At 55.4% G+C, this 20520-nt stretch carries 20 protein-coding genes; 8 read left to right on the top strand and 12 right to left on the bottom strand.

From position 1 onward, the window contains the following. Window positions 1-3 precede the first annotated feature (3 nt). From ABF463_RS01275 to ABF463_RS01220, 12 genes are all read right to left on the bottom strand, one after another. The gene (locus ABF463_RS01275; RefSeq protein ID WP_415531721.1) at window positions 4-264 is read right to left on the bottom strand and encodes a stage V sporulation protein S; all 261 of its coding nucleotides are present in this window, start codon (window positions 262-264) and stop codon (window positions 4-6) included. Between the two features lie 216 nt (window positions 265-480). After that, window positions 481-1260 (bottom strand): TIGR00282 family metallophosphoesterase, encoded by a 780-nt coding sequence (locus ABF463_RS01270; protein ID WP_415531733.1) that lies wholly within the window; start codon window positions 1258-1260, stop codon window positions 481-483. Between the two features lie 119 nt (window positions 1261-1379). After that, window positions 1380-2930, bottom strand: coding sequence for a ribonuclease Y (gene rny / locus ABF463_RS01265; RefSeq protein ID WP_415531732.1), 1551 nt, complete (start codon window positions 2928-2930; stop codon window positions 1380-1382). 411 nt (window positions 2931-3341) lie between these two features. Further along, window positions 3342-4490 (bottom strand): chorismate mutase, encoded by a 1149-nt coding sequence (locus ABF463_RS01260; RefSeq protein WP_415531720.1) that lies wholly within the window; start codon window positions 4488-4490, stop codon window positions 3342-3344. Next, window positions 4477-5574 (bottom strand): chorismate synthase, encoded by a 1098-nt coding sequence (gene aroC, locus ABF463_RS01255; protein ID WP_415531719.1) that lies wholly within the window; start codon window positions 5572-5574, stop codon window positions 4477-4479. Before aroC ends, ABF463_RS01260 begins: the two co-directional genes overlap by 14 nt. After that, the gene (gene aroA / locus ABF463_RS01250; RefSeq protein ID WP_415531718.1) at window positions 5555-6844 is read right to left on the bottom strand and encodes a 3-phosphoshikimate 1-carboxyvinyltransferase; all 1290 of its coding nucleotides are present in this window, start codon (window positions 6842-6844) and stop codon (window positions 5555-5557) included. The genes aroC and aroA overlap by 20 nt, the downstream gene beginning before the upstream one ends. 223 nt (window positions 6845-7067) lie before the next feature. Next, window positions 7068-8123 carry a 3-dehydroquinate synthase gene (aroB, locus tag ABF463_RS01245; RefSeq protein WP_415531717.1) on the bottom strand — a complete coding sequence of 352 codons (1056 nt, stop codon included), beginning with the start codon at window positions 8121-8123 and terminating at the stop codon, window positions 7068-7070. A gap of 43 nt (window positions 8124-8166) precedes the next feature. Then, a complete protein-coding gene (locus ABF463_RS01240; protein WP_415531716.1) occupies window positions 8167-9027 on the bottom strand; it encodes a prephenate dehydrogenase in 861 nt (286 codons plus the stop codon). A 13-nt stretch (window positions 9028-9040) separates the two neighbouring features. Then, window positions 9041-10051: a 3-deoxy-7-phosphoheptulonate synthase gene (aroF, locus tag ABF463_RS01235; RefSeq protein WP_415531715.1), complete on the bottom strand. Its 1011-nt coding sequence runs from the start codon at window positions 10049-10051 to the stop codon at window positions 9041-9043. A gap of 351 nt (window positions 10052-10402) precedes the next feature. Next, entirely contained in the window at window positions 10403-10963 is a 561-nt protein-coding gene (locus ABF463_RS01230; RefSeq protein WP_415531714.1) for a shikimate kinase, read from the bottom strand. Between the two features lie 3 nt (window positions 10964-10966). Beyond that, window positions 10967-11806: a shikimate dehydrogenase gene (aroE, locus tag ABF463_RS01225; RefSeq protein WP_415531713.1), complete on the bottom strand. Its 840-nt coding sequence runs from the start codon at window positions 11804-11806 to the stop codon at window positions 10967-10969. A gap of 218 nt (window positions 11807-12024) precedes the next feature. Continuing rightward, window positions 12025-12948, bottom strand: a complete 924-nt coding sequence (locus ABF463_RS01220; RefSeq protein ID WP_415531712.1) for an ACP S-malonyltransferase — start codon at window positions 12946-12948, stop codon at window positions 12025-12027. Between the two features lie 200 nt (window positions 12949-13148). Between ABF463_RS01220 and ABF463_RS01215 the strand changes: the two genes are divergently transcribed. The 8 genes from ABF463_RS01215 (at window position 13149) to ABF463_RS01180 (ending at window position 20479) form a co-directional block, all read left to right on the top strand. Next, complete coding sequence (locus ABF463_RS01215; RefSeq protein ID WP_415531711.1) at window positions 13149-14141, top strand: 3-oxoacyl-ACP synthase III family protein; 993 nt, start codon at window positions 13149-13151, stop codon at window positions 14139-14141. Window positions 14142-14213: 72 nt separating this feature from the next. Beyond that, window positions 14214-14957, top strand: a complete 744-nt coding sequence (gene fabG, locus ABF463_RS01210; protein WP_415531710.1) for a 3-oxoacyl-[acyl-carrier-protein] reductase — start codon at window positions 14214-14216, stop codon at window positions 14955-14957. Between the two features lie 102 nt (window positions 14958-15059). Beyond that, a complete protein-coding gene (gene fabF / locus ABF463_RS01205) occupies window positions 15060-16295 on the top strand; it encodes a beta-ketoacyl-ACP synthase II (protein WP_415531709.1) in 1236 nt (411 codons plus the stop codon). Between the two features lie 34 nt (window positions 16296-16329). After that, on the top strand, window positions 16330-16800 hold the full coding sequence (gene accB, locus ABF463_RS01200; protein ID WP_415531708.1) for an acetyl-CoA carboxylase biotin carboxyl carrier protein: 471 nt from the start codon (window positions 16330-16332) through the stop codon (window positions 16798-16800). Between the two features lie 34 nt (window positions 16801-16834). Then, window positions 16835-17281, top strand: coding sequence for a 3-hydroxyacyl-ACP dehydratase FabZ (fabZ, locus tag ABF463_RS01195; RefSeq protein ID WP_415531707.1), 447 nt, complete (start codon window positions 16835-16837; stop codon window positions 17279-17281). 62 nt (window positions 17282-17343) lie between these two features. Beyond that, on the top strand, window positions 17344-18714 hold the full coding sequence (gene accC, locus ABF463_RS01190; RefSeq protein ID WP_415531706.1) for an acetyl-CoA carboxylase biotin carboxylase subunit: 1371 nt from the start codon (window positions 17344-17346) through the stop codon (window positions 18712-18714). Between the two features lie 93 nt (window positions 18715-18807). Then, complete coding sequence (gene accD / locus ABF463_RS01185) at window positions 18808-19683, top strand: acetyl-CoA carboxylase, carboxyltransferase subunit beta (protein ID WP_415531705.1); 876 nt, start codon at window positions 18808-18810, stop codon at window positions 19681-19683. Then, the gene (locus tag ABF463_RS01180) at window positions 19676-20479 is read left to right on the top strand and encodes an acetyl-CoA carboxylase carboxyltransferase subunit alpha (RefSeq protein ID WP_415531704.1); all 804 of its coding nucleotides are present in this window, start codon (window positions 19676-19678) and stop codon (window positions 20477-20479) included. Before accD ends, ABF463_RS01180 begins: the two co-directional genes overlap by 8 nt. The last annotated feature ends 41 nt before the right edge of the window (window positions 20480-20520 follow it).

The following is a 20520-nucleotide window of genomic DNA, read 5'->3' as shown; positions in this document are numbered from 1 at the left end:
ACGTCAGACTGTTTTGACGATCAGTCGGATAGCAGTGCGGCTTTCCCCGGCCACCTCCACATTGGCAAAACCGGGTATACAGACAATATCGATTCCCGAAGGGGCGAGATAACCGCGGGCAATAGCAATAGACTTGATTGCCTGGTTGGTGGCACCGGCACCGACAGATTGAATCTCGGCTGTGCTTTTATCACGAATAACATTGGCAATGGCACCGGCGACGGCATGAGGCGCGGATTTGGATGAAACTTTGATGATTTCCATAATGACCCCACTTCCTGTGTAGATTTTTTGATAGCAAAAGAATTGCTATAGGCGGTTTTGCCGTACCGGCCTGCCGCAGCAGTGCACGACAACTCCATGGAATAACATGGATAGCAACCGCGATTTTTCCACACAAGAACGCAGCTGCTATCAAAGAATCCTGTCTTTATTGTAAGACGAAAAATCTTAAATAGCAAGCGATTTTGGGAATATATGTTATTTTATTTGCACTCTTTTCACAAAATTTATTTTTTGTGTGAAATTATCTATGTCAAATATGACACCTGAGAGTTGATAGGGTGCTCCTGCATTCACGAAACGAACCGGCATTTTGGTAAGATAGCGTTCCAACACAGGACCCGGTTCCACGCCGAGGATTGAATGAATCGGACCGGTCATGCCGATGTCCGTGATATAGCCGGTTTTCTGTGGAAGCACTTCCTCGTCGGCGGTCTGCACATGTGTGTGTGTTCCGTAAACCGCGCTGACCCGGCCATCCAGATAAAGGCCAAGTGCGCGTTTTTCACTGGTGGCTTCGGCATGAAAATCGACAACGACGATTGCATTGCCCACTGTCTGCTCAATTTCCTTGAGGATGGCGTCCGCCTTATAAAAAGGGCTGTCAAAGCTGTCAAGAAACACCGTGCCAATGAGGTTAATGACGCAAACCTGCACCCGACCGGTGTCCACGGTGCACCAGCCGTGACCGGGGTCGCGTTCGGGATAATTGGCAGGCCGCAGTAGAAAGGGGTTTTCCTCCAGCATGTCGTGCAGCTCACGTCGGCGGAACACATGGTTGCCGGTGGTGATGACATCTGCGCCACTGGTGAAAATGTGATGTGCGGAACCGGGCGTGATGCCATTCCCATCAGCTGAATTTTCCCCGTTCACAATGGTAAGATCAACCCCATACAACTTTTTGAGTGCCGGCAGGTGTTCACGCAGAAACCCACAACCGCCTGAACCGACGACATCCCCAATGGCTAAGATGACCATCTTTTCTCCCTTTCTCAAAGCGCCGCCTGATGCGTATGCTTAAGGCTCAACAGGCGGAATAAAAAAGGATGCGGCATGCCGCATCCTCGTTGTTTGCTGATATGATGAACCAAAGCGGTTCATTTGGCGTATTCAATGGCGCGGCTTTCCCGAATCACATGTACCTTAATCTGACCGGGATATTCCATTTCATGCTCAATCTTTGCCACGATGTCGCGCGCTACCAGTACAATCTGGCGGTCGTCCAGAGCTTCTGGACGCACCATAATGCGAACTTCACGCCCTGCTTGGATGGCAAAGGATTTTTCTACGCCTTCGAACGAATTGGCAATGGTCTCGAGCTTTTCCAACCGATGGATATAATTCTCCAGATTTTCACGTCTGGCGCCCGGCCGTGCGGCAGAAATGGCATCGGCTGCCTGTACGAGGCATGCCACCACAGTTCGTGCCTCCACGTCACCGTGGTGCGCCTCAATGGCATGGATGATATCCGCGTGTTCCTTGTATTTTTTGGCGATATCCACGCCGATGTCCACATGCGAACCTTCGATCTCACGATCTACTGATTTGCCGATATCATGCAGCAGACCGGCGCGGCGCGCAGTGGTTGCGTCGGCGTGTAGCTCCGCTGCCATATAGCCGGCAAGTTGGGCGACTTCCAACGAATGATTGAGTACGTTTTGCCCGTAGCTGGTACGGTACCGCAAGCGCCCAAGCAATTTTACCAACTCGTGGTGCATCCCGTGGATGCCCATTTCGATAATTGCCTGTTCGCCTTCCTGACGGATAATGGTCTCCACTTCTTTTTTTGCCTTTTCGACCATTTCCTCAATGCGGGCGGGATGGATACGCCCATCGGAGATCAGCCGTTCCAGCGCAATGCGTGCAATCTCGCGCCGCACGGGGTCGAAACTCGAAAGCGTGATGGCCTCCGGTGTATCGTCAATGATGAGATCAACGCCGGTCAGAGTTTCCAGCGTGCGGATGTTGCGCCCTTCCCGCCCGATGATGCGGCCCTTCATCTCATCGTTGGGCAACGGTACTACCGAGACCGTCGCTTCAGCCACATGATCGGCGGCACAACGCTGCACAGCGGTGGTGATGATTTCCCGCGCGCGCGCGTCCGACTCATCCTTCAGCTGTTGCTCATAGTCTTTGATGCGAACCGACTTTTCATACGCCAATTCGTTCTGCAAACGATCAAGCAGATATTCTTTGGCCTGGTCGGTAGTAAAACCGGAGATGTGTTCAAGTGTCTCAATCTGTTGCTTTTTGACCGCTTCCGCCTCGTCCAGACGATCTTGTGCAGCCTTATTGCGTTTGTTCAGAAGCTCGTCCTTTTGCTCAAGCTGTTCGAGCTTGTGGTCGATGGACTCTTCTTTTTGAATCAGACGGCGCTCCTGGCGAGTCACTTCAGAGCGTCGGTCGCGGATCTCTTTTTCCGCCTCACCGCGCAACTTGTGCATTTCGTCTTTGGCGCCGAGCAATGCCTCTTTTTTCTTGTTTTCCGCCTCTTTGAGTGCGTCGCCGACAATGCGTCGCGCCTCTTCTTCCGCCGATTTGATTTCCGCTTCCGCAATGCGTTTCCGGTAGGCGATCCCAAGGAAAAATCCCAGCACCGCGCAAATAACGATCAAAACGACGGCAATGACGACCTCTATCGTACTCATGCCGTTCAACGGCACCTCCTTGCCTTCAATCACTGCAGGCCGTCCTTTTTTACTTCTTTATATGCAATTTTCTGCTTTCAGGCATGTTTTCAGACGCACGCCGTGTGACATCTAAGTATATATAAAGAGATCAAATATCAAAAACCCGCGTGTAAAATTACATACTAAAACCTTATTTTACTATTCTAAGGCTCTAAAACGGGATTGTCAAGCATAAATGCTCGTTTTCAAGCATTTGGCGCGATAAGCAGTGCCAATTATCTGCCTGAGACAACCGATAGCCCCGTTTAAACGACCGGTTGCCGTGAATGCATGACATCCTGCCGTCGCACGGGATACTAAATATGAAGACAGCACAAAGAACGCGCTTTCCGTTTGCAACCAATATGGCATGAGCCAAAACCGGGAGTATTATGCTTCCGGTTTTGGCTCATAGTAATTTCCAAGAAAATGGAATACCAGCAATTCATCCTGTAGGGTGCCTAACAGTTCGGCGGTGCTGGGCATCGTCAGCTTGCCGGTCAGATCCAGATAGAACACATATTCAAAGTTTTTATCCGGGTTCGGGCGGGATTCAATCTTGGTTAAATTTAGGCCATGGTGAGCGAAATGTGCGAGCGTACGATGCAAAGAACCGGTGACATGCGGCAGTGTAAACAGCAGACTGATTTTGTTGGCGTTGTCGGGAATCTCCAGATGGCAGGAAATTGAAATAAAGCGGGTGCAGTTGGTGCTTGTCTGCTGGATATTTTCGGCGAGGATATCCAGCCCATACAATTGGGCGCATTCACGTGAGCAAAGTGCGGCGCAGGTTTTGTCGCCAAGGCGTGCAATATATTGCGCTGCCACGGCGGTGTTTGTAACAGGGAGCTGTGTGATGCGGTGGTGCTTTTTAAAGAAGTCGGAGCACTGCATAAAGGCGATGGGGATGGTGCAGACCTTGCGGATGTCGTGCAGGCTGGCTCCACGCACACCCAGCAGGCAGTGCTTGACGGGCAGCGGGTACGCCTTGACAATATAGAACCTAAATTTCTGCATCAGATCGTATACTTCGGAGACCGAACCGGCATTGGAGTTTTCCACTGGGAGTACGCCATAATCACAGTTTCCGTCCCGCAAAGCGTAAAAGACATCGGCCCAGCGCTCTACAAAAGAGATATCCCCGTCTGGATAAAGCTGTGTAGCTGCCTGGTGGGCATAGGCGCCGGCAACGCCCTGCACTGCCACACGGGGATGGGCGATGGGCTTTTTTGCACAAGCCGCCAGCTCTCTGATTTTTTGAATGCCGGGCGCCCCTGTCGCCATCGTTCTGCGCTCCAGCGATTTTGAAAGTTCCATCAATGATTGCCAGAAAGAGACGGCATAATCGGCCAGCGCGGGAGATACGGATGACTGAACCCGTGCGAGGACAGCCTCCTCACGCGCGGCGTCGAACACCACCAGACCGTTTTCCTTTTTGTACCGCGCGACTTCCAGAACGGCGTTCATCCGGTCCTCAAAAAGTTTGACCAGCTGGGCATCGATGTTGTCTATTCTTTTGCGTGCTTCATCTAAATTCATAACCATACGCCTCCAGGAAGAGATCTAAAAGGGCAGTCGCTGACGCCGCTTCTACCACCGGAACGGCTCGCACAGCCACGCAGGGGTCGTGCCGTCCATGGATTGTGAGGGGTGCTTCGGTGTGTGTCTGCAGGTCGACTGTTTGCTGTTCTCTAAAAATCGACGGCGTGGGTTTGAACGCGACGCGGCACAGCAGGGGCATCCCGCTGGTGATGCCGCCGAGAATGCCGCCGTGATGATTGGTGGAGGTGCGCACGGTGTCCTTTTCGTAAATGAATGCATCATTGTTTACGCTGCCGCGGAGCGCCGCCGCGCCGAATCCGTCGCCGAATTCCACCCCTTTGACGGCTGGAATGCCGAATAAAATGGAGGCCATGCGATTTTCTACGCCGCCGAACATGGGATCGCCAATGCCGGTGGGCAGACCGGTGGCTATGCATTCCACGATGCCGCCGACCGAGTCACTTTCAAGCCGCGCAGTTTCAATTTCCTGCCGCATGGCCCGACCCGTTTCTGGGGAGAGGGTGGGGAGTGGAGACGCTGCCAACGCGTCCAGTACTGCATCCGGTACGCCCATGGGGTCGAACGGTGCATCCCGTACCGCGCCGACTGCAAACAGATGTGCGCCGATGGATACACCGCGCCGCGCGAGGATTTGGCGGCAAATCGCGCCTGCGAATGTGATGGGAGCTGTCAGACGGCCGGAGAAATGCCCGCCGCCGCGATAATCATTGTACCCGCCATAGCGCACACTTGCGGTATAATCCGCATGCCCGGGGCGCGGGTGGCTGTTGAGATCGGCATAATCTCCCGAATGGGTGTCGTTGTTGCGGATGACTGCGCAGAGCGGTGTGCCGGTGGTGGTGTTTTGGTAGAGACCGGAGAGAATTTCGGGAAAATCGCTTTCTTTTCGTGCCGTTGTGGTGGAATCCCGACCGGGCGCGCGTCGTGCCATTTGTGCCAGCAGTTCATCATGGTCGATGAGCTGCCCGGCGGGCAGACCGTCCAACACCACGCCGATGCCTTTGCCGTGCGATTCCCCGAATACGGACAGCTTGAGATGGTTACCCCAGATTGAAGACATCGACATTTCCTCCCAGCGTGTTGAAATCGGTGAAAAATGCGGGATACGATTTGCGGATGGCCTCGGCACCCGCAATTTCGGCTTCACGGGAACTGTATGCCGCCGCGACCGAAAGTGCCATGACGATGCGGTGATCTCCTGCCCCGTCCAGCGTGGGGATGGTGCCGCCGGTTACCGCAGGTGCGGACAGCCCGCCATGGATGACCAACCCGTCCGGCAGCTCTTCAATCTGCGCTCCCAGTTTGCCCAGCCCCACCGCGATGGTGTGCAGGCGGTCGCTCTCTTTGATGCGCAGGCGCGCCGCGTTTTTGATGGTGGTGGTGCCGGAAGCAAAACAGGCCGTCGCCGCCAGGATGGGAACGAGATCGGGAATCTGTGCCGCATCAATCGCAATGCCGTGCAAAGGCGCGGCGGCGGCGGAAACGGCGTCCGCTGTGCGGGTGATTTTAGCACCGAACTGTTCCAGCAGATCAATTATTGCTTTGTCCCCCTGCTTGGAATTGACACGCATCCCATCGACGGTGACCGGCCCGCCCAGTGCGCCTGCCGCCAGCCAAAACGCGGCCTGTGACCAATCGCCTTCCACGGTGAAATCACGCGGCTGGTACTGTTGCGCGCCGGGAATATCATAGCCGTTCGCAACAGGATGGATGGTGACGCCAAAATCCCGCAGTACATCCAGTGTGAGGTCAATGTAGCCGACCGATTCCAGTGGGGTGGTCAGACGAATCTGGCTGTTCCCGGACAACAGTGGCAGAGCAAGCAGCAGACCGGTGATGAACTGCGAACTAACATTTCCGGGTAACGTAAAGGTACCGGGCCGGAGTGCGCCGCTGATGATAAGAGGCAGACCGCCTTCTGTGCGGCAGTCAACTCCGGCTTTGGGCAAACAGTCAAGGTAGGGGCCAATGGGGCGTTGCGGCAGCCGTCCGCGCCCTACAAAGGTAAAGTCGCCGCCGCAGACTGCGGCAATCGGGATGAGAAAGCGCAATGTAGAACCGGATTCCAAACAGTCGATTGTACCAGATAATGTACTATATGTATTTTTACCATCCACCAAAAGTCCGTTTGGTTCGGTTTGAATGGAAGCCCCCAGTGCGCGCATGGCCCCAATGGTAGCCCGCATGTCATCGGACTCGGTAAATGGCGTGACACGGCAAGGCCCTTTAGCCAACGCGGCGCAGATAATGCCCCGGTGCGCGGCACTTTTGGAGGGCGGCGGTGTGACCGTGCCAATCAATGCTCCTGCGCGTATGCGTACGTGTCCCATGATAAAACCCCTCGTATCTTTACTATCTATTTTACCGATTGTAATCGGATTTGCCGCGTTTTTGTCAGATGCTGCCGATTAAACGGGAGCGGAGGCAGCCGCTTTTATAATAGTATACCATGTTTTTATCCTGCCGTGTGTATGTGGTCAAAAACCGACCGGAATATTCCGTTCGGTTTTTGACAGAAAAGTGGTGCGGCAGTTTTGAGAGCCGCCGTTAAAATCACACTCCAAAAAAGGCGGGCAAATCTGCGATTGGCAGGGTGTGAACAAATGCGTCCCCAATGCCACGCAGCAGTACAAGATTGATATTGCCGCCCGCGCGCTTTTTATCATTCTGCGCAGCGTGTACCACGTTGGTTAATGGAAGCGGGCAGTCGATGGGCAGATGATATTTTGTAAGCAGTGTATCAATCTGTGTCACCGTGCCGACGGGGGTCAGCCCGTTTTTTTCCGCATACCGTGTGATGAGGTGCATCCCGACAGCTACCGCCGCGCCATGGCTTATGCCGTTGTAATGCAGGCATTTTTCTACCGCGTGGCCCAGTGTGTGCCCGAAATTGAGCAGCATCCGCTCCCCTTTTTCGCGCTCGTCGTGTTCCACGACATCACGTTTGATTTTGACATTTTCCGCAATGATTGCGGGCAGCGCGGCAGGAAGATCGTCACAGGCGACCAACTGGTCATACAACGGCTGGCTGCGGATACAGGCGTGCTTGACAATTTCACCCATGCCGCAGGCAATATTTTCAGCGTCCAATGTGTGCAGCACATCGGGGTCGCAGATCACCATGCGCGGCTGCCAAAACGCGCCCGCCAGATTTTTTCCTTCCGGCAGATCGACTGCCGTTTTGCCGCCCACCGATGAATCCACCTGCGCCAGCAAGGTAGTGGGTACTTGTATGAAATCCACACCGCGCATGTAGGTAGCGGCGGCGAACCCTGCCGCATCACCTACCACGCCGCCGCCCAGCGCAATCACAAGGTCGGCGCGCGTGAGGTCGCTTTGTGCGAAAAAGGAATAAAGTGCCAGAAGCGTCTGCATGTTTTTGGATGCTTCCCCTGCCTCGAAAGCGTAAAGTGGTGCCTCAAACCCCGCCGCTTCAAGGCTGGCGCGTACCTGTGCGCCATAAAGCGGGCCGACGTTGGTGTCGGTGACGATGACGGCCTTTTTCGTGCGCGCAACGCTTGCCGCCAGAGACCCAATATCGTTTAGAATGCCGCGCCCGAGATGGATATCATACGGGCGCCCGGTTTGTACCGGTATGATTTCTGTCATTTGGTTCCGCATGTCCTTTCTGTATGTGGCAAGCGCGGATTGGTCAGGAGTCGCCTGTTCCGTCCCGGTCTTTACGTTTCCGTGCTTGTCTGAGCAGTGTTTCCAGAGCGTTCCGGTCATCGGCCACTACCGCATCCCGTAGGGCCTGCAGATGGTTAATCATCTCGTCCATCTCGGCACAAAACGCATCCTTGTTCTCCAAAAACAATTCCGCCCAAAGCGTGGGATTGATGTGCGCCACGCGCGATACATCCCGATAGCTGCCCGCCGAATAGCCTTTGTGGTCTGGACAGGACGAGCTGAGGACATAGGCACAGGCCAGCGCGTGCGGCAGTTGGGAGGTGAAGGCAATCATTCGGTCATGATGCGCCGGGTTGGTCACCACCACCTGTGCAAAGCCCAAACGGCGCAGTAATTGCTCCAGCGGGGCAATCTGCGGTAGATCTGATGCGGGCGGGGTGAGCAGGAAACTGGCGCCGGCAAACAGGTCGGCACGCGCGGCGCGAAATCCGCCGAACTCGCTGCCTGCCATGGGATGCCCGCCGATAAACGTAAAGCCGCTTGCTTCCGCAATCGGGGTCAATTCCTCTACGATGCGGCCCTTGATGCCGCAACAATCCACCATCACGCAGCCCTTTTTAAAGCAAGCCGCATTTTCGCGCACAAAGCCGATGGCCGCGTCGGGGTAAAGCGCGATGAAAACAATATCCGCGTCGAACAATTTGTCCGGTAAGGCGGACGCTTTGATGCCCGCCGCGTTAGCCGCCACAACGGTGTTTTCGTCAAGGTCAAACCCAGCCACCTGTACGCCGGTTTGCCGGAGCGCCAGAGCAAGCGAACCGCCGATTAGCCCTAAACCGGCCACACCCGCGCGGGAAAACGGAACATCAGATGCTTCTTTCATATGAAGGAGCCGTTTACAGAGTGCGGTCGACAACCTGCGCGAGCGGCGCAAGGCGATTCATGATGCCGTCGAACTGGTCGGGCGTGAGGGACTGTGCACCGTCGGAGAGGGCTTTTGCAGGGTTGTTGTGCACTTCGATCATCAGACCGTCAGCACCGGCGGCAACGGAGGCTTTGCTCAGCGGCTCCACCATCCAGGGTAGGCCTGCCGCGTGGCTGGGGTCAATGATGATCGGCAGGTGGGAGAGACGTTTGAGCACCGGGATGGCGGAGATGTCCAGCGTGTTGCGGGTGAACGTCTCGTAGGTGCGGATGCCGCGCTCGCAGAGGATAACTTTTTCATTGCCGCGGCTCATAATGTATTCCGCGCTCATCAGCATTTCCTCATAGGTGTTTGCAAGACCGCGTTTGAGCAGGATGGGTTTGTCCGTTTTACCCAGTTCCTTGAGCAGTTCAAAGTTCTGCATACTGCGCGCGCCAACCTGGATAACGTCCACATCGGAGAACAGGTCGAGGTCTTCGGTATTCATGATCTCGGTCACGATGGGCAGTCCGGTTTCTTTGCGTGCGATGCGGAGAAGTTCCAACCCTTCGGCGTGCAGACCCTGGAACGAGTACGGCGAGGTGCGGGGTTTGAACGCGCCGCCGCGCAGGAAGGTGGCGCCCGCCGCCTTGACGCGTTTGGCTACTTCGATGATCTGTTCCTCGCACTCTACCGAGCAGGGACCCGCGATGACGGTCAGTTTTTTACCGCCGATGATGTGGTCGCCCACTTTGATTTCGGTATTGTCGGGATGAAACTTGCGGTTGGCCTTTTTGTATGGCTCTTGCACGCGCTTGACAGAGTCGACGGCTTCCTGTGCTTGCACGGCAGTAATATCAATCGAGGAAGTATCCCCCAGCAGACCGAAAATGGTGGTCTGTGTCCCCTCTGTAACGCTCACTTTAACACCAAATCCTTCTAAAAATTGTTTCAGTTCACCTTGCTTGTCTTTGGTTACACCGTTTTTCAATACCACGATCATATTCAAAACCCTCCGATGGCTTGGCACTTGCCCCTGCGCGCAAAATAAAAGGAGGCTCATTTCCATGAGCCCCCGCAGGTGTTCAGCGTATCAATCGTGGCGATACATCCTCATGGTTTTGCATATGTGCAGCACAAAGAACCGGTGCTAAAGTAAAAGCCCGGAAAAAATGTGCCGTAAAATGCAAAGACCTTACTGGAAACCATGAGATGTACCTCCCTCTTTTTGAACTGACTTTATCTTAAAGCAAACGCGCGCAATTGTCAATAGAAAATTTGGGATTTTAACATCTAAAAGCCCTAAAGTTTTTTGCACACGGTAAAATAGTGGTACCTTTACGGTTCGGCTGGCTTAAAAGAGGTCGGTTGGCGGCTCCGGTTCCAGACCTGCGCAAAAGTCCGGCAGATTCTGTACGGCCTGCCAGACGCGCTCAGCCATTTGAGATACCGGGAGGTCTCCACGGTTTTCTACCACCAGATCGGCGGCGGCACGGTAGAACGGCAGGCGCTTTTTGTAGAGTTCGCGCAGGGCGCGTCCGCGGTCAGGCGCATTGAGCAGCGGGCGGGAGCGGTCACCGTGCAGGCGCTTCTGCACCACATACAACGGCACATCAAGCAAAACAATCACGCCGCCCTTGCGAAACGCCCGCACATTTTCAGCGCGCATGACAGCACCGCCGCCGGTCGCGATGATCTGCCCGCTTTGCCTGGAAAGTGAGGCTGCCGCTCGTTTTTCCAATTCCCGAAAATAGGCTTCCCCTTTTTCGCGGAAAATGGCAGAGACCCGTTTGCCTTCCTGTTTTTCGATATAGCGATCCATGTCTACAAACCGCGCACCGGTCAGGGCTGCCATTGCCGCGCCCACGCTCGATTTGCCGCTGCCCATGAAGCCGCAGAGCACCACGTTTTTCATCGTTTATGCAAAATGCTCCTTTATGTAAGCGGCCATGTCGTGGCACAGCGTGTCAATGTCTTCGGGTGAAAATGTCTTCCCTGTCCAGATCTCCTGTGCGGCGGCGGCCTGCCACACCAACATGGCCAGTCCGTTTTGCACTTTTGCACCCGCTGCACGTACCCGTGAGAGCAGGGCGGTTTCTGTCGGGTTGTAGATCGTATCAAACACGGCACGTGCCGAACGTGCAACATTCAGTGGAACAGGGATGTCTTTTATGTTCGGGTACATGCCGACCGGTGTGCCGTTGAGAATCAGGTCGAAACTGCCGCTGAGGTAGGCCAGCGCAGACGGCTCGACGCGGCTGCCCGGATAACGTGCGGTAAGCTCATCCGCAAAAGCGGATGCTTTGCCATAGGTGCGCGCGCCCACGGTAAGGACACAACCACGCTCCAACGCTTCGCAAGCCATCATGTGTGCGACCCCGCCCGTTCCGCAAAGCAGGACGTTGCCCGTGAGCGGAATATCCGCCTGTGTGAGGGCGCGCAGAAATCCAGTCACATCGGTGTTGAAGCCTGTCAGGCCGTTCTCGGTGCGTTTAATAGTGTTCACTGCACCATACCGTGCCGCGCGTCCATCCACCATATCGAGCAGCGGCAAAAGTGATTGCTTATAAGGAATAGTAACGTTGAAGCCGTCCAGTGCGCGCAGGGCGGGCAGGTGGTTTTCCAGTTCTTCCGGGGGGAAATCCATCAGCTCATAGCTTCCCTGTGTACCGGAAAGCGCGAACAGACGCCGATGAACCTCCGGGGAGATGCTGTGGCCAAGTGGATGGCCGATGAGGCCGCATGTAAATTGACCCATGTAAATTCCTCCGATATCAATTTATAGGAGATGGTTGAAATTGCTGGTCGCGGGGTGTTTTAGGCACAAATGTTACGTAAAACAGCAGCTGCGTCCTTCAGCAAAATGTACGGTAAGGCGGATGATTATGAAAAAACCGCCATGACGCAATGACGGTTAAAAATATGTCGTATGTAAATATGAAGGTAACCGTGAGAAGTATTATGTTCAGTGCATGGTCAAGATTTGAGTGCGCGCAGGCATTTTTCGATTTTTGCGCTGTCATCCAACGGAAACGTGCGGGCGCCCTTGATACCCTTGCGGATAAAGCTGCAAAGGGTTTTGCCTGGTCCCAGTTCTAAAAAGGTGTCAAATCCTGCCGCTTCCAGGGCGGTCATCTCATTTGAGAACCGCACAGGGCTGACCATCTGCCGCCGCAGATAATCCGGGATGTTGTCTGTATCCAGAGCGCTGCCTGTCACGTTGGAATAAAGTGGAAACGCGGGCACGGCGAACGAAAATCCCTGAATCGTCTTGTGGAAAGAGGCGGACGCGGATGCCATCAGTTCGGAATGGAATGCCGCATTCACCGCGAGCCGCACAGTCTTTGCACCGCCTGCCTGTAGGGCCGCCGCCGCCGTTGTCGCCGCCGCTTCTTCCCCCGCGATGACAATCTGGCCGGGGCAGTTGTAATTGACCGGGGCAACATAACCGGGCGCGGCGGTGCAGGCGGCTTCGACGACGCTCTCTTCCGCGCCGAGCACGGCGAACATCGTGCCACCGGTTTCCTCAGCGGCGTTCTGCATAGCTTTTGCACGTGCGTCGATCACCGCGAATCCGGTGGCGGTGTCCATTGCGCCCGCAGCAGCCAGCGCCGACACCTCTCCGAGCGAGAAACCCGCTCCTGCGTCCGGCGTCACACTGTTCTCTTTTAAGACGGCAAAGACGGCGAGGGAGAGTGTGTAGATGAGCGGTTGTGAAACGGCGGTCTTGGACAGTGTTTCTGCATCGCCGTCCCGCGAGAGGGCCAGTACGTCAAAGCCCAATGCTTCAGATGCCTGCGCGTAAACACGCGCGGCAGATGAAAAGTGTGTACACAGGTCCACACCCATACCAGGGTACTGTGCGCCCTGGCCGGAAAATAAAAAGGCTGTTTTTCCCAATTTGTATTGCCTCCGCAAATAAGTATAGGACTGTTTGCCCGGCGGCGCGTCTTGACAAATCGCCCAAACCCATATAAGATTGGAATGATGAGCATTGTCCGACTGTGGATAAATGCATGTTGCGCTGTTGTAATATTCAAAATGATTGCATCAATACTCACTATAACATAACCGATAACAGTGCGCAAGGGGGGAACATCATGTCGAGCGTAAATATTACGGGAACCGGAATGTACATCCCTGCGCAGATTGTCACGAATGAAGATATGAAGCGCTTTGTGGATACGTCGGACGAATGGATCGTACAGCGTACGGGTATTCGGGAGCGCCATTTTTCCCAAGGGGAGCCAAACTGGTATATGGGTGTGCAGGCGGCAAAGCAGGCCGTCGGGAACGCAGGCGTTGACCCAAAAGAAATCGACGTCATCATCAGCTGCTCCATCACGCCGGATTATTTTTATCCAACCATCGCCTGTACGGTGCAGGATGAATTGGGTGCGGACAACGCGTTTTGCTGGAACATGGAGGCCGCGTGCAGTGGGTTCATCTATGCGCTGGATGTGGCGCGCAGCTATTTGGCCGTCGGCTCGGCCAAGACCGTGCTGATTGTGTGCAGTGAGAACATGTCCAAGTCGCTCGACTTTACCGACCGTTCTACTTGTGTGCTGTTTGGCGACGGTGCGGCGGCGGCAGTGGTGCAGAAAGGCGACGGCTTGTACGCTTCCTGCATGGGGAGCGACGGGCGGACCGGTGCTGCCTTGCTGGCACGCGCCTTGCCGTTGGATACACCGTTTGCGACTGAAAAAGACGACCCCAAATACGCCAAATATATGGAAGCCAATGACCCGTATCTGAAAATGAACGGCCGCGCGGTCTACCGGTTCACGGCGCACGCCATTCCCAATATGGTAACCGGCGCGTGTGAACGCGCGGGTATTCAGGTAGAGGATCTGGATCTTATCGTGCCGCATCAGGCCAACCTGCGCATTATTGAAACTGCGGCTGAACGCTTGCATGTACCAATGGAAAAAATGTATGTCAATATTGACCGTTATGCCAACACGTCCTGCGCATCGGTGCCCATTTGCCTTGCTGAATTGGTGGCAGACGGGCGGCTGAAGCGTGGGGACAAGATTGCGCTGGCCGGTTTCGGCGGCGGCCTGACCTGCGGCGCGGTTGTGTTTGAATGGTAAGCGATTGATTGGAAAGCAGCGACCGAACAGTGCAGTGCTTGTTCCACAAACACTGCAAAAGGAGGAAACGGCATGGGGAAGTGCGCATTGGTGACCGGAGCGTCACGCTCGATTGGCGCGGCCATTGCACTCAAATTGGCGCAAAAAGGATATAATATCGCGGTGGGATGCCATTCGCACGCATCAGTGGAAAACGGTGGGGAAGCTATTGCCGCACAATGCAGAGAGTTGGGCGTGGAAGCTGCGTGCTTTGTCGCCGATGTTGCCGATTTTTCACAATGTGAACGAATGGTTGGGGAAGTCATCACGCATTTCGGCAGCATCGAGGTGCTGGTCAATAACGCGGGCATTACAAAAGATGCATTGCTGGTACAGATGAGCGAAGAACAGTACGACTCCGTTATTTCTGCCGACCTCAAAAGCGTTTTCAACATGATGCGCCATGCGGGCAAACGCATGATGAAAGCAAAGCACGGCGCTATCGTGAACATCACGTCGGTGGCGGGGCTGTATGGCAATCGCGGACAGACAAATTATTCCGCCGCAAAGGCCGGTATCGTGGGCATGACCAAGACCGCCGCGAAAGAACTGGGTGCGCGGGGGATTACGGTCAATGCGGTCGCCCCCGGTTTTATTGAGACACCCATGACTGCGGCCATGCCGGAAAAGGCGCGGGATGCGGCTCTTGGCTCCATTGCGCTGCGTCGTCCCGGTACCTGCGAGGATGTGGCGAATGCGGTGGCATTTCTTGTTTCCGAGGAGGCCGCTTATATCACCGGGCAGGTTCTGGTGGTGGACGGCTGCATGACCATGTAATATAAACAATCCAGTTTGTTTTTTATATAAGATTTTTTAAAGAGAGAAGCGGATGTCCGCGCGGCCGCGCGCGGCAGGGCAATGCGTTACGGAGGATGCGATATGCGTAGAGTAGCGATTACCGGTGTGGGCGTGATTACCCCCGTGGGGTGCACGGTGGATACATTCTGGTCGAATATCAAGGCTGGGCACCATGGCATCGGCAAAGTGGAAAATTTGGATATGACCGGTCAAAAAATCTCGCTTGCCGCGCAGGTGAAGGACTTTGACGTTGAAAAATATATGGATAAGCACGAGGCGCGCCGCCTTGACCCTTATGCGCGCTTTGCTGCGGCTGCTGCGGTGGACGCGCTGGCGGACTGCGGCACGGATTTTGCCGATCTGGACCCCTATCGTGTAGGCGTTATCATCGGCAGCGGCATCGGCGGTCTGCAAACGTTGGAAGCCAACCACGAAAAATTCGTGCAGAAAGGTCCGAATCGCGTGTCCGCCCTGATGATCCCGTTGATGATTGCTAACGCCGCAGCGGGACATATCGCCATGAAGACCGGTTACAAAGGCGTGAATTACGCGACCGTCACAGCGTGCTCATCCAGCAACCATGCGGCGGGTGAGGCGTTTCATGCCATCCGGCATGGCTATGCGGATGCGATTGTCACAGGCGGTGCGGAAGCCACCATCACGCCGTTTGCCCTCGGCGCATTCGCCAATATGACGGCGCTGTGCAACGGCGAAGATCCGGATCGCGCGTCCATCCCGTTTGATGCCGAGCGCAGCGGATTCATCATGGGCGAGGGCGCGGGCATCCTCATTCTTGAGGAGTGGGAGCACGCGAAAGCGCGCGGTGCGAAGATTTATGCCGAAGTGGTGGGCTATGGCACGACCAATGACGCATATCACATCACCAGCCCCGCTCCGGACGGCAACGGCTTGGTAAAATCCATGGAGTTTGCCATTCAGGATGCAGGCGTGACACCCGACAAAATCAGTTATGTCAACGCGCATGGCACATCCACCCCGCCCAATGACAGCACCGAGACCAAGGCCATCCGCACGCTTTTCGGCGACCATGCCGACAAACTCTGCGTCAGCTCTACCAAATCGATGACCGGGCATATGCTCGGCGCAGCCGGCGCGGTGGAAGCCATTATCAGTGCGCTTTCCCTGCGGGACGGAGTGGTGCCGCCTACTGCCAATTACAAAGTGAAAGACCCAGCCTGCGATCTTGATTACGTCACCGAAGGCGCGCGCGCACTGGATTATGACTACGCAATCTCCAATACCATGGGGTTCGGCGGACACAACGCGACGCTCTGCCTAAAAAAATTCCGGGGATAACGGCAGCTTTGAGGGAAAAGAGGAACAGCGCATTATGGATTTAAATATAGATACCATCAAGGAAATCATCGACCACGTGGATCAATCGGGGCTGTCGGTATTTAAATTGGAAACGGAGGGCTTCAAGCTCTGCGTGGAAAAAGCGCAGGCGGTGCAGGTGGTTTCTGCGCCGACGGCGGTGCTTCCGGCTGTGCAGGCGGCCGCTTGTCCTGCGTGTGAGGATTCGGGGAGGCAGGTGCAGGAAGCACAGCCTGCCAAAGCCGAGGTGTGCGGCAATGTGGTTACCTCGCCCATTGTGGGAACCTTTTATGCCTCTGCCTCACCGGAAAAACCAGTGTTTTCCAAAGTGGGCCAGACGGTGAAAAAAGGCGATGTGTTGTTCATCGTGGAGTCCATGAAGCTGATGAACGAGATTACCAGCGAATACGACGGTACCATCGAGGAGATTTACGTACAGGACGGGCAAAGCCTGGAATATGGGCAGCCGGTACTGCGTATCGTGTAAACAGCGTTCTAATAGGGAAAAGAGGAAAAGCAAGATGGCGGTTGTGATGGACAAGGAAGCCATAAAAGAAGTGATTCCGCATCGTGATCCGTTTTTGCTCATTGATGAGATCGTGGAGCTGGAGCCGGGGCATCATGTGGTGGCCAGAAAGCATTTGAAAGAGGATGAATTCTGGTTCAAAGGGCATTTTCCGGGGATGCCGGTGCAGCCGGGCGTGCTTACGCTGGAGATGCTGGCACAGGCTGGCGCGGTGTGTGTACTGTCCATGCCCGAGAATAAAGGGAAAGTCGCAATGTTTGCCGGTGCGGATAAGGTGCGCTGGCGTCGGCCGGTTTTGCCCGGCGAAACACTGATACTTGAAGTAACTGTTACGAAATTCCGCGGGCCGGTCGGCTTTGGCACCGCCAAAGCCAGCGTGGATGGCAAAAAGGCCGTGACTGCCGACATCTCCTTTGCCATCAGTGAGCCGGCAAAGGGCTGATTGCGCGGACGCCAAGCCTATACGAAAACCGTCTGCCCGAAAAACAGGGAGCTATAAGATACATGGTCAATAAGATTCTCATTGCAAACCGCGGCGAGATTGCCGTGCGCATCATCCGAGCCTGCCGGGAACTGGGTATCCGCACGGTGGCGGTGTATTCGCAGGCGGACAAAAACGCCCTGCACGCCGAAATCGCCGACGAGTCGGTCTGTATTGGACCGGCTCCAAGCCGGGACAGTTACCTGAACATGGGGGCTATCCTCGCCGCGTGTGAACTTACCGGCGCACAGGCCATCCATCCGGGTTTTGGTTTTTTGTCGGAAAACGCCAAATTCGCCTACCTATGCAAGCGGTGCAACGTGATCTTCATCGGGCCGGAGGCGTCTTCCATTGAACTGATGGGCGACAAGGCGCGCGCGCGGGAAACGATGAAAAAAGCGGGCGTGCCGGTGGTGCCGGGTTCCGACGGCCTGCTCGAGTCACTGGACGAGGCGCGGAAAGTGGCCGAACAAATCGGATACCCTGTGATGGTGAAAGCCACAGCGGGCGGCGGGGGGCGCGGCATCCGTGAGGTACATAGACCGGAGGATTTGGAATCCGCTATCAACGCCGCGCGCGGCGAGGCAGGTGCGTCGTTTGGCAATGACGGCGTTTATTTAGAAAAATATATTGTAGATCCGCATCATGTGGAATTTCAGATCTTGGCAGATCAGGCAGGCAATACAGTTTATCTGGGGGAACGCGACTGCTCGCTTCAGCGCCGCCATCAAAAGGTGCTGGAAGAAAGCCCGTCGATCATTTTGGATGAAAAACTGCGCCGCACCATGGGAGAGACCGCTGTGCGTGCCGCCAAAGCCTGCAAGTATCAGAACGCGGGCACTATCGAATTTTTGGTGGATAAAGGCCGCAACTTCTATTTCATGGAGATGAACACGCGCATTCAGGTTGAGCATCCCATCACGGAGCTGGTGACGGGCATCGACCTCATAAAGCAGCAGATTTTGATTGCGGGCGGTGAAAATCTGCCTTTTAGGCAAAAAGATATCCAGCTGCGCGGGCACGCCATTGAATGCCGTATCAACGCCGAAAACCCCGCGATGGGCTTTCGGCCCTCTCCGGGGCGGATCGCGTCACTGCACATGCCCGGCGGTCCGGGTATCCGCATCGACAGCGCTGTGTACCAGGGGTATGCTATCCCGCCGTATTATGATTCCATGATTGCCAAATTGATTGCTTATGCGCCCACACGCGCGGAAGCCATTCGGAAAATGCGCTGGGCGCTCGCAGAGTTTCTAATTGAAGGTGTGGACACAAATATAGATTACCAGCTGGCTATCCTGAAAGACCCCGATTATCTCAAGGGGCATGTGGATGTGGGCTTTTTGGAGCGCAAAGCTTTTTTGTCTGAGAAGGCAAAGCCTGTTTCACATTGATGGTCACCCTGTGCCGGGGAGTGCTTGCTGCTTTAAATCGGCATGACTTGTGAACTGAAACGCGGGCCTGCGCCCGTTGAGAGGTGAATACCGTTGCTCGAAGACTTGTTTAAAACCGTCAAAAGCCGCATGGCGGACGTGCCGCTGCCGCATTCTGCCGGGAGCGGTGTCAATATCCCGGAAGATTTGTGGTTTCAGTGCCCGCGCTGCCGAGCGGCGACGCTCAAGGAAGAATTTGCACGCAACCTCGGGGTGTGCCCGAAGTGTGGGTATCACGCGCGTATTTCTGCCGACAACCGGTTGGCATTGACGGTAGACGACGACAGCTTTTCGGCGTTTGATACGTCGATGCATTCGCTAAACCCCATTGGTTTTCCCGATTATGAAAAGAAAGTGGAAGCGCTTTCGCAGAAAACGGGTTTGCGCGAGGCGGTGGTTACCGGGCAGTGCCGCATTGAGGGCGAACAGACCGTGATTGGCGTGATGGACAGCCGATTCATGATGGCGTCGATGGGTTCGGTGGTGGGAGAAAAGATTACCCGCGCATTTGAGTACGCTACCCGCGAGGGACTGCCCGTGGTTCTCTTCACGGCGTCGGGCGGCGCACGGATGCAGGAGGGTATCGTTTCTTTGATGCAGATGGCTAAGACTTCAGCGGCTGTGGCGCGCCACAGCGACGCCGGCCTGCTTTACATCACCGTGATGACCGACCCAACCACCGGCGGCGTGACCGCCAGTTTCGCGTCGCTGGGGGACATCATTTTGGTCGAGCCGAAGGCGTTGGTCGGTTTTGCCGGGCGGCGCGTGATTGAAGGCACCATCCATCAGCATTTGCCGGATGATTTTCAGTCCGCTGAGTTCCAATTGGAACACGGTTTCGCAGATGCTATTGTGACCCGCGCGGAGATGAAGGCTGTGCTGGGGCGCTTGCTGCGGATGCATACGAAAGGCGGTGTGCAGCATGGCTGAACGCAGTGCGTGGGATCGTATACAGATTGTACACGGTAAGGATAGACCGACCATCCATGATTATATCCCCCAGCTGTTCGATGATTTTTTTGAGCTGCACGGCGACCGCAGTTTCGGAGACGACGGCGCGATTCTTGGCGGCGTGGCATTGTTCCATGACCGCCCGGTGACGGTGGTCGGCATGGTGAAAGGGCATACGTTTGAGGAAAACAAGCGCGCCAACTTCGCTATGCCCAGTCCCGAGGGGTATCGCAAGGCGCTGCGGCTCATCCGTCAGGCGGAAAAATTTCATCGTCCAGTGATTTGCTTGGTGGATACGCAGGGCGCGAACCCCAGCGTGGGCGCGGAGGAACGCGGGCAGGGTGAGGCCATTGCCCACAATATTATGGAGCTGTTTCGCATCCAGACGCCGATTGTCAGCGTCATCATGGGCGAAGGCGGAAGCGGTGGAGCCTTGGCGCTGGGTGTCTGTGATGAACTGGCCATGTTAGAGAATGCAGTGTATTCGGTCATTTCCCCGCGCGGGTTTGCCAGCATCCTTTGGAAAGATGCCGCGCGTGAGCAGGAGGCTGCGGAACTGCTCAAGATGACCGCGCCCGATCTGGTGCGCTTTGGCGTAGCGGACTACATCATTCCGGAGCCCGAGGGCGGCGCACAGAGCGACCCGCAGGCGATGGCGGCGGCATTGAACGACTATCTGCGGCAGGCCATCGAGCGGCTGGCGGGTCTTTCCAATGAGGTGCTGCTGGAGCGGCGATATCATAAATTCCGCCAGATCGGTTTGTTTTCGGAATAAACGGATACAGCCGGTCATCATGTCCAAGGTGATTTAAATGC

This window comes from Ethanoligenens sp., assembly GCF_047718355.1.
In the GTDB taxonomy this organism is placed as follows: Bacteria; Bacillota; Clostridia; order Oscillospirales; family Ethanoligenentaceae; genus Ethanoligenens.
The sequence above is the reverse complement of the archived record's forward strand: the minus strand, read 5'-3'. Positions and strand labels throughout refer to the sequence as shown.